The sequence below is a fragment of the Nonomuraea typhae genome (genome assembly GCF_009760925.1).
Lineage (GTDB): Bacteria > Actinomycetota > Actinomycetes > Streptosporangiales > Streptosporangiaceae > Nonomuraea > Nonomuraea typhae.
The window spans coordinates 175,475-188,113 of the sequence record NZ_VRLV01000011.1; the positions used below are offsets into that span (position 1 = coordinate 175,475).

Below are 12,639 nucleotides of genomic sequence, written 5' to 3' on the forward strand. Positions count from 1 at the left end.
CACGCCGGCACTGTCGGTGGGCCTAGACCTACCCCCGACAGTGGGCATGCGCCGATGGCCTGCGCACACGCGGGCGGCGAGCCTGGATGTCGTGATCGAGATACACGGGCTCACCATCAAGTACGGCGCCGCCACGGCCGTGGACGATCTGACGTTCCACGTGAAACCGGGCCGGGTCACCGGGTTCCTGGGGCCGAACGGCGCGGGCAAGTCCTCAACGATGCGGGCGGTCCTCGGGCTGGAGACCCCGCAGGCCGGCGTCACGCTCGTGGACGGCCGGCCGTACGGCTCGTTCGGCAGGCCGCTGGAGCGGGTCGGCGCGCTTCTGGACGCGTCCGCGGCGCACGGCGGGCGCCGGGCGCGCGACCACGTGGCCTGCGTGGCGCGCAGCAACGGCATCGGCCGGCGCCGGGTGGAGGAGGTCCTGGAGCTGACCGGGCTCGCGGGAGTGGCGCGGCGGCGCGTGGGCGGGTTCTCGCTGGGCATGCGGCAGCGGCTCGGCATCGCGGTGGCGCTGCTGGGCGACCCGGGGGTGCTGATGTTCGACGAACCGGTCAACGGGCTGGATCCGGAGGGGATCCGGTGGATCCGCGGGCTGCTGCGCACGCTGGCCGGGGAGGGGCGGACGGTGCTGGTGTCCAGCCATCTGATGGGCGAGATGGAGCTGACCGCCGGGCACGTGGTGCTCATCGGGCGGGGGCGGCTGATCGAGGACACCTCGATGGCGTCGCTGGTGGAGCGGTTCGGGTCGCTGGAGGAGGCGTACCTGCGGCTGACGGAGTCGAGCGTGGAGTTCGCCGCCGGGAGGGCCGGGTGATGCGCGGTGGAAGCGGGAGCCAGGGGCGCGCGAACGGCGTGATCACGGATGCCGTCGCGGCGGAGTGGCTGAAGTTCCGCACCCTGCGCTCCAACCTGTGGCTGCTGGCCGCCTCGCTGCTGGCGGTGCTGGTCAGCACGGGGGTGGCCGTGCTGACCGTGCGCGGCTTCGCCGGTCAGGACGCGGCCGAGCGGATGCGGTTCACCAGCGTCGGCGACGGGCTCGGCCCCGGTCTGCCGGTGGCGTTCTTCGTCATGAGCGTGCTGGGCGCGCTCGCGGTGACGGCCGAGTACGGAACCGGGCAGATCCGGACCAGCCTGGCGGCGGTGCCCAACCGGCACGTGCTGCTGCCGGCCAAGGCCACGGTGCTGCTCGGGGTCGGGCTGGTGGCGGGGCAGGTGCTGGCGTTCCTGATGCACGCCGGGGCGATGGCGGCGCTGGGCGGGCACGCCGGATTCGTGCTGCTCGACGGGCAGACGCTGGGCACGCGGCTGACGGAGCCCGGCGTGCTCGGCGGCGTGCTGCGCTCGGGGCTGGCGATCGGGCTGGTGACGCTGGTCGGGCTCGGGGTGGGCGCCGTGGTGCGGGCCACGGCGGGGGCGATGACCGTACTGATCGTCGCGCTGGGTGTGCTGCCGATGGCCGCCGCGACGCTGCCCCGGCCGTGGAACGCACGGGTGGGCGCGGTCCTGCTCGACGGGCTGGTGGGTGACGGCCTGCTGGTGCCGGGGGCGGCGCTGGCACTGCTGCTGGCCTATCCGGCAGCGGCGCTCGGCGCGGGCGCGGTGGCGATCGCGCGCAGGGGCCGCAGGGCGCACCCGCTCATCGTGGCCGGGGCCGCGACGGGCGTGCTGCTGACCGCGGTCGTCGTGATCCAGCCCGCGCACGCCGAGACCTTCGCCTGGAAGCCCTGCCAGAAGGAGCTGGAGTGCGGGGTCGTCCAGGTCCCGGTCGACTGGGACCGGCCGGCCGGCAGGAAGATCGGCATCAAGCTGGTACGGCTGGCCGCCACCGGAGCCCATCGCCGGATCGGCGTCCTCATGGCGTTGCCCGGCGGCCCGGGCGGCTCCGGCATCGAGGACCTGGAGAAGAAGGGCGGCGCCTTCGACCGGATCCGCGACCGGTTCGACGTCGTCAGCCTGCTGCCGCGCAACGGCGTCGAGTTCGGCCGCATCCCCCAGGACTGCCTGGAGACGCCGGTGGAGATCGGCCTGCCGTACAGCGAAAGGGACTTCGAGCGGCAGGCCGCGGTCAACAGGCGGGCGGCCGAGCGGTGCCGGGCGGCCGACCCGGAGTTGTTCGACAACATGGACTCGGCCTCCGTGGCCCGTGATGTCGAGGCGGTCCGCGTGGCGTTGGGCGAGAAGCAGCTCAGCATCCTCGGCACCTCGTACGGCGGCGTGACCGCGACCAACTACGCCCGCATGTTCCCCTCCCGGGTCCGCGCGCTGGTGGTCGACGGCGCGGTGAACCTGCTCGACCGCCAGGTGCGCTACCCGGTGCTGGATACCCAGCTCGACCGCTTCGCGGACTGGTGCGCCGCCACCACCGACTGCGCGCTGAACGGCCAGGACGTGCGGGCGATCTGGAAGGAGGTGACGGTGCCCGACCGGCGGCTCCCGGCCAAGGGCAGAGGCGTGGTCTACACCGGCTTCGACGTCCAGATCGCGGCGGCGCCCCACCTCGTCTCCCCCGGCGAGAACCATGTCCGCTGGAAGGAACTGGCCACGGCCATCGCGCTGGCCAGGTCGGGCGACGCCGCCGGGTTCGCCGACTACGTGCGGGCGGGCACCCGGGGCACGAGCCGCAAGCCGCCGGCGCCCGTCGGCATGAGCATGACCCACTGCCTGGACTTCACGGGGCTGCGCGACTACGCCTCGGTCGTCGAGGAGAAGCGGCGCGGCGAGGAGAGGTCGCCCTACTTCCCCTACACCCGGCTCTGGCACGAGCTGGCCTGCGCGGGCTGGCCTTCCCCGGCCACGAACCCACCGCTGCCCATGCCCGGGACCGGGCTGCCGCCGGTGCTCGGCATCGCCACCTGGACCGAGCCCGACGTCAACGAACTGATCAAGCACGTGCCCGGCTCGGTGACGCTGCGGTACAAGGGCCACGGCCACGGCCTCTACCTCAGCGCGGAACCCTGCGCGATCGGCCGGGTCAACCGGTACCTGATCCGCCTGGAGACGCCGGACACGGCCTGCGTGCCCACGTCATGACCAGCGCCTGCGTGCCCACGTCATGACCAGCGCCTGCCTACCCATCTCATGACCAGCGCCTGCCTACCCATCTCATGACCAGCGCCTGCCTACCCATCTCATGACCAGCGGCGCAGGAGCGCTCCGGCGGCGGCGAACTCGGCCACGACCGCGGCCGCCGGGCGCTCCTCGCGCACCATGCCGACCGCCTGGCCGGAGTAGATGCAGGCGGTGTCGTAGTCGTCGTTCTCCCGCGCCGCCGCCAGCTCCGCCTGGGCGCCTTCGTCTGCGGCCAGCTCGCGCTCGCGGCCGTCCCAGGCGTCGAAGAAGCGGTTGCGCAGGGACCGCCCGCCGTACTCCCGGGGCCAGTCCAGCCGCTGGGCCACGTCGAAGACCCGGCCGTAGGCGGTGTCGTCCTCCTGCGCCGCCAGGATGCGCCGCTTGGCCGCCGCGGAACCCTGCGCCTCCTCGCAGGCCAGGAACGCCGTCCCCACCCAGGCGCCCTCGGCGCCCGCGGCGAGCACCGCGGCCAGCCCGCGGGCGTTGGCGATCCCGCCGGCCGCCAGCACCGGGATCTCCACCGCCTCCAGCACGCTCTGCAGCAGCGGCAGCGTGGCCACGTCGGCGCGCCCGTGCCCGCCGCCCTCTGCGCCGCGGGCCACGACGGCGTCCACGCCGGCCCGCTCGGCCTCGACCGCCTCGCGCGTGGTGCCCGCCTGGGTGACCACGGTGATGCCCGCCGCCTTCAGCCGTCCGACGTGCGGGGCGTAGTCGCCGAAGCTCACCGACACCAGGCTCGGCCGCGCCTCGATCACCGCGTCGACCTGCTCCGGGTTCCCGGCCAGCGCCCAGGCCATCAGCCCGATCCCGTACGGCAGGCCGTCCGCGCCGGCGACGCCCGCCTCCCGGGCGATCCACCCGGGTGTGGCCGCGGCGCCCGCCCCGAACATGCCCAGAGCCCCGGCCCGGGAGACCGCGGCGGCCAGCCGGCCGCCGCCGACCCCTGCCAACGGCGCCCCGACCAGGGGAAGCTCACGACCGAACCGCTCAGTGATCCACGTACGCATGAGTAACTTCCTCTCGATACCCTGTCCAGGCTAGATGTCAGGTTCGGCGATGGAGGCTGCGGTGCCGGCGGATCTTCGGTACGCGGTGCTCGGCCCCGTACGGGCCTGGCGCGGCGGCGAGGAGATCGCGCTCGGCTCCCCGCAGGCCAGGCTGACGCTGGCCGCCCTCCTGCTCGCCGAGGGCCGGGCCGTCGGCAAGGACCAGCTCGTCGACATGCTGTGGGAGGACGAGCCCCCGCGCACCGCGATCTCCACCGTGCGCACCTACATCTCCCGGCTGCGCACCGCGCTGGGCGCCGAGGCCATCGTCTCGGCCGGGGACGGCTACGCGATCAAGGACGCCCGGCTCGACCTGGTCCGGTTCACCGCGCTGTGCCAGGCGGCGGACTTCGACGCGGCGCTGGGCCTGTGGCAGGGCGAGGCGCTGGCCGGGCTGGACGGCGCCTACGCCAGGAACCAGCGCGCCCGGCTGGAGGAGCTCCGGCTCACCGCGGTCGAGCAGCGCATGGAGCAGGCCATCGAGAGCGGCCGCTCGGGCGACCTGATCGGCGAGCTCAGCGCCCACTGCGCCGCCCACCCGCTGCGCGAACGCCCGCGCGCCCTGCTCATGCACGCGCTCTACCTGGCCGGACGGCAGGCCGAGGCGATCGCCGTCTACGCCGACACGCAGAAGCTCCTGAAGGCCGAGCTCGGTGTCGCGCCCTCCGCCGACCTGGCCGGCCTCTACCAGCGCATCCTCACCGCGGACGTGGCGCCGCCCCCGCCCGTGCCCATGCCCGCGGCGGCGGCCAGGCCCGCCCAGCTGCCCGCCGACATCGGCGACTTCACCGGCCGCGCCCGCCAGGCCGGCGAGATGGCCGCGAGCCTCACCCCCGGGCGGACACTCGTGGTCTCGGCCCTGGCCGGGATCGGCGGCGTCGGCAAGACCACGCTCGCCGTCCACGTCGCCCACCGCGTCGCCGGCGACTTCCCCGACGGCCAGCTCTACATCGACCTCCAGGGCATGAGCCCCGGCCCGGTGGACCCAGCCGCCGCCCTCGGCTCCTTCCTGCGCGCCCTCGGCCTGACCGACCTGCCCGACGGGCTCGCCGACCGGGCCGCGCTGTTCCGCTCGGCGCTGGCCGGGCGCCGGATGCTCGTGCTGCTGGACAACGCCCGCGACACCCGCCAGATCCTGCCCCTGCTGCCGGGCGCGCCGGGCTGCGCGGTCGTGGTGACCAGCCGGGCCAAGCTCGCCGACCTGGCCGGGGCCACCCACGTGGCGCTGGAGGTGCTCGATCCGGGCGAGGCGCTGGAGCTGTTCTCCCGGGTCGCCGGGGCGGAGCGGGTGGCGGCCGAGCGCGGGGCGGCCCTGGACGTGGTCGCCGCCTGCGGGTTCCTGCCGCTGGCCGTACGCATCGCGGCCGGACGGCTGGCGGCGCGGCCCGCGTGGACCGTGGCCTCGCTGCGCGACCGGCTGGCCGACGAGCACGACCGGCTGGCGGTGCTCAAGATCGGCGATCTGGCGGTGGAGGCGACGTTCGCGCTCGGGTACCGGCAACTGACCCCCGCCGAGGCCCGCGCGTTCCGGCTGCTGGCGGTGGCGGGCGGGCCGTCGGTCTCGCCGGCGGCGGCGGCCGCGACGCTGGAGCTGCCGGAGACGGAGGCGGAGGACCTCTGCGAGGCGCTCGTGGACCTCAGCCTGCTGGAGTCGCCCTCGCCCGGCCGCTACCACTACCACGACCTGCTGCGCGTGTTCGCGCTCGGCCGCGCCGACCAGGACGAGCTGACCGCCGCCCGCCGCCGCCTCCTGGACCATTACCTGGTCGGCGCGCGAGCCGTGCTCCGCTGCACCTGGCCGGGCTCCTTCCTGATCGACCAGCTCGCCACCGCCGAAGCCGACTTCCCCGCCTTCCCCGGACCGCTCGAGGCCAAGGAGTGGATCACCCGCGAGTTCGCCGCCGTCGTCGCCGTGCTCGGGGCGCCGGGGACGCCGCCGCGCCACAGCGTGGACCTGCTCCAGGTGCTCATCCTGGACACCGACCCCGGCCAGCGGGGCGGCGAGCTCGTCCGCCCCCTGACCGCGCTGGCCGCGGCCGCCCACGACGACCCCCTCGTCGAGGGCCGCGCCCGCTACCTGCTGGGCTACGTCTTCTGGTACATCGGCCGCCCCGACGACTGCGCCCGCGAGGCGATGCGGGCCATGCAGCTCGTGGGCCAGACCGGCGACCTGCTCGTCCGCCTCGGCCTGGCGCAGGCCAACGGCATCCGCCTGCTCGCCGCCGGCGACCACGCCGCGGCCGCCGACTGCCTGGCCGACCTGGTCGAGGTACGGCGGAGCATCGGCGACCGGGCCGGCACCGCCTGGGACCTCGCCAACCTGGCCAACGCGCTGACCAACCTCGGCGACTACGTCACCGCCCACGCCCGGGTCGAGGAGAGCATCGCGATCGTGCGCGAGCTGGGCCACCACTCGATCCTGACCTACGCGCTGGGCGAGCGCGGCCGGGTGCTCCTGCGGCTGGGTCACGACCAGGCGGCCCGCGCCGACCTGGTCCAGGCGATCGCCATGGCCCGGCAGACGCGCGAGACCTACCTGGAGTCCAGGGCCAGGCTGGCGCTGGCCGAGCTGCACCTGACGGCCGGGCGCGACCTTGAGGCGCTGGCCGAGGCCGAGGCGGCCGCCGCCTACGTCGTGGACCACGGCACCGGCATCCTGCGCGCGCTGGCCGTCGCCATGCTGGGCCGCGCCCTGCTGCGGGTCGGGCAGGACGAGCGCGGCCTGGCGTGCCTGCGCACCGCGCACGAGGTCTTCGAACGGCTCGGCCACCCGATGGCGGCCGAGATCGCGGCAAAGCTCGGGGCAAATTCGCGCGCTGAGTAGGGGCTACGCATGATCTAGGCGGGCTTCGTGCATATCGTCCGAGCTGTGATGTGGATCATGCGTGCGTTGTTCGCGGGCCTGCTGGTCGTGGTCCCGACCGATCCGCCCGTGACGCCCGATACGCCACCGCCGCGGTTGATCAAAGTGCCGCCGGTCATCGGCCTCCCTTGGGCAGAGGCGACGGCGGCCCTCGAGGCGGCCGGGCTGACCTGGGAGAACACAGGCACCGAAGGCGCGCCGCCGTATGTGGTGACCAGCCAGGACCCGTGCGGCGGCTGCAGGACCAAGCCTGGCTCCTCCGTGGCCATCCAGCTTGGACACGACCCCGCGTTCACCCCGACCCCGACCCCGACGCCTACCCCGACCCCGACACCCACCCCAACCCCAACCCCGACACCCACCCCGGCCCCGACGCCGAGCCCGTCGCCCTCACCGGAGGTGAGCGAGACCCCCGAGACCACGGACACTCCCGATCCGGTCATCTCGGAGGAGCCGGCCTCCGGCACGTCCCCGTGGGGCCAGCTCGGGCTGGTGGTGGTGCTGCTCCTGCTGGCCATCCTGGGCGGCGCCTTCTGGCTCGTACGGCGGGCCTGGCCGAACCGGCCCCAGGCGCCCCCGCCCCTGATCCACTGCACCCCCTGCCCGGATCCCCGCCCCACGGTCGAGATCCACGAGACGGGCCCGCCCTTCGACCTCCGCCTCGAACCCCACCACGACCCAGGACACCAGGAGATCGAGGAGGTCACCCGTTGACCGTGTCCATCAGCACCGACCCGGGCAGCGCCGACCTCCTGCTCTTCGGCGACCCGGAGCAGGCGGCGGCCACGATCGGCCAGGCGATCGGGGCCCAGAACATGCTGGAGAACGTGCGGCGGCAGGCGGGCAGGGCCGACGCCGTCTTCACCCACGCGCTCAACGGCCGCGTGGCCGAGGCCGGCGCCTCGCTGCTGCAGGGCCTGAACCTGGGCACGGTCCTCCTGGCCGGCTGGCAGAAGTACCGGGCGCTGCGCGAGGCCGCCCGCCGTACCCTGGACCATCCCGGGACCGGCGAGATGGTCAGGCTGGCCGAGCACAAGATCTTCTCCAAGCACGCGCCGTGGGTGGACATCACGGTCAACGGGCAGCCGCTGGGGCGGGTGACGTTCGGCGTCGACCTGAGCTTCGACATCGCCTGCGTCCAGGCGAGCGTGCTGGCCGGGCGGCTGCTGCGGCTGACGGCCGGCGAGTGCACGGCGGCGATCGCCTGGAGCATCCAGGGCTTCGAGGTGGCCCGCAAGGACTGCGCCCCGGTGACACTGCCGTTCAACCTCTCCTTGGGCGACGGCATCCCGATCCTTCCTCCCCGTTCCGGTGAGGGGGGCGACCTGGAAGACAGGCACTAGGATCGCGTCCCGTGCTGTCGGATGGTTTATGGCGGATTATCAGGATCGGACTTGTAGGTCTGGTTCTTGCGGCGGCAATCGCGGGCCTGGTGCTCGGCGACGACTGGCTCTGGATGGCCACCACGTGGTCGCCGCCGGCCGACGTGCCTGGCGGGTTCAGCACCCTGACGACTGTGGCGCTGCTCGTGGCCGCGCTGGTGAAGGCCGCGTACCTGTGGCTGATTCTGCGTGCCCCCGTGCGGGGAGCGCTGGACGGCCGGGCGAAGGCGCTGCGCGCACTGCTGTATCTGGCGGTGGTGTACGCCCTCGTGTTGTGGTCCGTGATCGTGCTGCTCCCCGACGTGGTCTACCCGGCGTTCCAGCTCGCGCTGTGGACCGCGATCAACGTCCTCTACCTGCTCGTCATCCGCTGGCGGTCCCGCGTGCTGCGTACGGCGGCCGGAGCCATGTTCGCGGTCGGGCTGGCCGGGATGACCAACGGGCTGCTCGAGCAACTCGACCTTCCTGCGCTTGAATGGAGCGTCGGCGTCGAACTGAGCGTGACGCTGGGCGGGGTGGCGGCGACCGTCCTCACGGTCGTCGGGCAGCGGCGCGACGGCCGGTGGAGCCGCGGGACACAGGTCGCCGGGTGGTCGTCGGCGGGCTTCCACACGCTGATGGTCCCGCTCAACTTCGGCTTCGGAAGCGTCTACAGCGGCGATCTGGCGCTCCCGGTCCTGATCAACGTGGTGGGGCTCGTCGACATCGTGTGGTTCGCGGCGACCGCCCGTGAACTGCCCCTCGAGGGCAGCCCGGTGGGCCCTCCGCCCGTGCGGCGCGTGATCCGCGTCGCGGTGGCGGCCGTGGCCGTACTGCCGATCATCGCCCTGATCCCTCCGGAGCAGACCCCGCGCCTCACCTACACCGGCGGGTCGGCGGGGTGCTATGACCGGCCCAGGTTCGGCGACCTGAAACCTGCGGAACGCGAGGCCATGTTCCTGTGTCTGGCGCGGAGCACGGACAACGGATTCTCGCCCATGTTCCCGGACAGCCGATCGGACCAGGAGATCCTCGCGTTCGGGCGGGAGCTGTGCCGGGCGAAGGACCGCGACGAGCAGAAGGCGATTCTGACCCGGGCCGGGAGCGAGCGGCCCGACTGGGGCGTGGACTCCTGGGACCTCGTCTACGTCTGCCCGGAGATCGTCGGCGCGACCCAGCCCGACCTGCTGCGGTCAACCGAGGAGGCGGCGGAGGCGGGGGCCGCCTACATCGCCGAGCAGAACGCGAAGTGCCGCGACCCGTGGCCCAAGCGGAAGGGCGTCGTCCAGGCCACGGCCAAGTACTTCCTGTTCGTCGACGGCGACCACGGCTATCTGGTCCACGACCCCGAGGACAAGGCGGCCGACGAGGAGGCGGAGCGGGCGACGGACAGGGTCTACGACGACGGCCGCACCCTCATCGGCGTGTCCGGGAGCGCGGCGCTCGTCGGGCACCTCGACGACATCTCCGATCTGTGCCTCACGGTGAAAGCCTTCCGCACCGCGCCGCCGCGGCGGATGGCCGGCTGGGATCAGGTCACCGAGGTGCCGATCGTCAGCCGCAGCGGCCGGCTCACCGTGCCGTACATGGGCGAGGGCGGAGAGGTGGGCGCGGGCATCCCGATGCCGAACCTGGCGATCGCCGGGAAAGGCCGCTACCGGCTCCGCGTCTACGTGCGGGTCGACGCCGCGGGGGAGGAACACCTGATCGTCGTGTTCCCGGGCGCGTCGGAGGAGCGGCTCAAGCTGAAGCCGTGAGCGGGCCGCGCGCTCAAGCGGCTCAAGCTGAAGCCGTGAGCGGGCCGCGCGCTCAGGCGGCGAGGATGGCGTCGATGCGGGCCCGTTCCTCGTCGCCGGTGTGCTTGTGGTCCCTGCGGCGCCGGGCCAGCGCCGGGAGGTAGCGGCGGGCCGACTCGGCGTCGACGCGCTCGAGGAAGGCGTCGATCATGCCGGCGCGCATGGGCTCCAGCGCGGGGTCCAGGGGGGCGGCGGCCAGGACCAGCCAGGTGGCGGCCACGTCTGCGGCGGCGGCGCCCCTGGCGGCGTCGGCCCAGTCGATGACCTGGGGGCCGTCGGCCGTCAGCAGGACGTTGGCCGGGTGCAGGTCGAGGTGGAGCAGGCGGTTGCCGGGGCAGCCGTCGGCGGCGGGCAGCCAGCCGGGGGCGCGGACCGTGCCGAGCCTGCCGAGGAGTCCGGCCAGGAGCCTGCCGTACTCGAGCAGCCGGTCCGGGTGGGCGCGGGCGTCGTCGGCGATGCTCACCCCGTCCACGCGCTCCATGAGGATGTCGGGCCCGTCGGCGTCGTAGACCTCGGGTGCGGGGAAGCCGTGCCGGCGCGCGTGGCGCATGATCGACGCTTCGCGCTCCAGGCTGCGGCCGTCGCGGGCGCGCCGGATCACCTTGCCGGCGCCGGCGCAGAGAATGTGGCAGTCGCGGCCGGAGGCGATGAGGTTTCCCGCTTGCATGCCTCCCAGGCTATGCATAATCCGATAAATCCTGCACTGGCCAGAAAAGGCGGTAACTAGTGGCCAATGCAGCCTCGACGTCCTCTAATACCGGGCCACTTCCTGCCATCGGGTGCTTTATGTATCTACGGCTATGGTGGCCACAACGGCCGATCAAATCGCATTCAACTGCTTATTGTGCTGCATTCAATAAGGCACCGAGGAGGTGCACGTTGCTGGAAGTAGTCGAGCTTGTCAAGCGCTACGGCCCGGTCACGGCACTGGACGGCTTCACCCTGAGCGTGGCGGCCGGGGAGATCGTCGGGCTGGTCGGGCACAACGGCGCGGGAAAGACCACCTTCGTCGAGATCGTGTCCAACCTGCTCCGCCCGGACAGCGGCCACGTGACGATCGACGGCAACCCGCCCTCCGCCATGCGCGGGCAGGTCGGCGTCGCCCCCCAGCACATCGCGTTGTACCCCACGGTGACCGTCCGCGAGCATCTGCGGTTGTTCGGCCGGCTCGGGGGACTGCGGCGTGCCGCCCTGGACTCCGCCATCGACGACCTGGCCGGCATGCTCCGGCTCAACGAGATCATGGACCGGCGCACCGGCCGGCTCTCCGGCGGGCAGCAACGCCGTACCCAGGCCGCGACGGCGCTCATCCACCGGCCGTCGCTGCTGCTGCTCGACGAGCCGACCGCCGGCGCCGACCTGGAGACCAGGCAGGCCATCCTCGACGTGGTCAAGCAGCGCGCCGGTGAAGGCGCGGCGGTGGTGTACACCACCCACTACCTGCCCGAGATCACCGAGCTGCGGGCCACCATCGCCGTCGCCCGCAACGGCCGGGTCATCGCCCGCGGCACCCACGACGAGCTGCTCGAAGGGCTGCCCGGCGAGGTGCGGCTGGTCCTCGACAACGAGGAGGAGGTCAGCGTCTCCACCACCGAGCCCACCGCCACCCTCATCGACCTGCTCAAGAACGCCGAGCGCCCGATCAGCGCCGTGGACGTGCGCAACCCGTCCCTGGACGACCTCTACCATTCCCTGGCGGTCCGTGATGCTTCTTAGTGCCGCTCCCCGCGCGGGGGGCTCGTTCTACCGGATCGGCGCGATCGCCCGGCACAACGGGATCATCCGGCTGCGCGACCCGGGCCAGATGATCAGCTACATCGCCATGCCGATGGTCCTCATGCTCGTGCTCAAGCCCCTGTACGTCCAGGCGCTCGACGCCGGCGCCACCCAGGTCGCCACCGGGCTCATGGTGATGTTCTCGGTCTTCGCGATCTCGCTGGCCGGCAACTCGATCCTGTCGGAGCGCACCTGGCGCACCTGGGACCGGTTGCGGGTCAGCCGGGCGCCCGCGGTCGAGCTGCTGGTGGGCAAGACCTTCCCGATCTTCCTGGTCATGGTGCTGCAACAGACCATTCTGGTGATCTACGGCGTGCTCGTCATCGGCCTGCCGCTGCCCCGGGAGCCCTGGTGGGTGGCGGTGGCCATCCTCGTCTGGGCCTTCGCCCTGCTCGCGATCGGCGCGGCGCTGGCCACGATCGTCCGCAGCCACGGCGAGCTCAGCGTGATCTCCGACGTGGGCGCGCTGACGCTCAGCTCGCTCGGCGGCGCCCTCGTGCCGCTGAGCATCATGCCCGAATGGGCGCAGATCGCCGGGCACGTCTCCCCCGGCTACTGGGCGCTGACGATGCTGCAGGCCGCGGTCGGCGGCGACGAGGCGGCGATGGTGCTGCCCGGCGCCGTCCTGCTCGCGATCGGCCTGGTGGCCGGAGCCTTCGCCGCCCGGCGGCTGACGCTCGGCTGGGGCCGCGACCGCCTCATGTAACACCCACAGCTCTAGCCAA

9 protein-coding genes and 1 pseudogene are annotated in these 12,639 nt (G+C 73.2%); 8 read left to right on the forward strand and 2 right to left on the reverse strand.

Annotated elements, in window-relative coordinates; genetic code table 11:
• Window positions 1-91 precede the first annotated feature (91 nt).
• Window positions 92-742: pseudogene (locus tag FVE25_RS35640) on the forward strand (ATP-binding cassette domain-containing protein); the annotation flags it as partial.
• Between the two features lie 113 nt (window positions 743-855).
• Window positions 856-3,033: an alpha/beta fold hydrolase gene (locus FVE25_RS35645; protein WP_246267925.1), complete on the forward strand. Its 2,178-nt coding sequence runs from the start codon at window positions 856-858 to the stop codon at window positions 3,031-3,033.
• Between the two features lie 98 nt (window positions 3,034-3,131).
• Here the strand turns inward: FVE25_RS35645 and FVE25_RS35650 are convergent, their stop codons facing one another.
• The gene (locus FVE25_RS35650) at window positions 3,132-4,079 is read right to left on the reverse strand and encodes an NAD(P)H-dependent flavin oxidoreductase (protein ID WP_157251692.1); all 948 of its coding nucleotides are present in this window, start codon (window positions 4,077-4,079) and stop codon (window positions 3,132-3,134) included.
• Between the two features lie 61 nt (window positions 4,080-4,140).
• Between FVE25_RS35650 and FVE25_RS35655 the strand changes: the two genes are divergently transcribed.
• From FVE25_RS35655 to FVE25_RS35670, 4 genes are all read left to right on the forward strand, one after another.
• A complete protein-coding gene (locus tag FVE25_RS35655; protein WP_219825778.1) occupies window positions 4,141-6,942 on the forward strand; it encodes an AfsR/SARP family transcriptional regulator in 2,802 nt (933 codons plus the stop codon).
• A gap of 48 nt (window positions 6,943-6,990) precedes the next feature.
• Window positions 6,991-7,695: a PASTA domain-containing protein gene (locus FVE25_RS35660; RefSeq protein WP_157251696.1), complete on the forward strand. Its 705-nt coding sequence runs from the start codon at window positions 6,991-6,993 to the stop codon at window positions 7,693-7,695.
• On the forward strand, window positions 7,692-8,324 hold the full coding sequence (locus FVE25_RS35665; RefSeq protein WP_157251698.1) for a hypothetical protein: 633 nt from the start codon (window positions 7,692-7,694) through the stop codon (window positions 8,322-8,324). Before FVE25_RS35660 ends, FVE25_RS35665 begins: the two co-directional genes overlap by 4 nt.
• 89 nt (window positions 8,325-8,413) lie before the next feature.
• Entirely contained in the window at window positions 8,414-10,099 is a 1,686-nt protein-coding gene (locus FVE25_RS35670; RefSeq protein ID WP_157251700.1) for a hypothetical protein, read from the forward strand.
• Window positions 10,100-10,151: 52 nt separating this feature from the next.
• Here FVE25_RS35670 and FVE25_RS35675 read toward each other — a convergent pair whose 3' ends face one another.
• On the reverse strand, window positions 10,152-10,805 hold the full coding sequence (locus tag FVE25_RS35675; RefSeq protein WP_181019819.1) for a phosphotransferase: 654 nt from the start codon (window positions 10,803-10,805) through the stop codon (window positions 10,152-10,154).
• A 212-nt stretch (window positions 10,806-11,017) separates the two neighbouring features.
• On the opposite strand from FVE25_RS35675, the gene FVE25_RS35680 reads away from it, so the two are divergent.
• A complete protein-coding gene (locus FVE25_RS35680) occupies window positions 11,018-11,854 on the forward strand; it encodes an ABC transporter ATP-binding protein (protein ID WP_157251703.1) in 837 nt (278 codons plus the stop codon).
• The gene (locus tag FVE25_RS35685) at window positions 11,844-12,620 is read left to right on the forward strand and encodes an ABC transporter permease (RefSeq protein ID WP_157252029.1); all 777 of its coding nucleotides are present in this window, start codon (window positions 11,844-11,846) and stop codon (window positions 12,618-12,620) included. The genes FVE25_RS35680 and FVE25_RS35685 overlap by 11 nt, the downstream gene beginning before the upstream one ends.
• The last annotated feature ends 19 nt before the right edge of the window (window positions 12,621-12,639 follow it).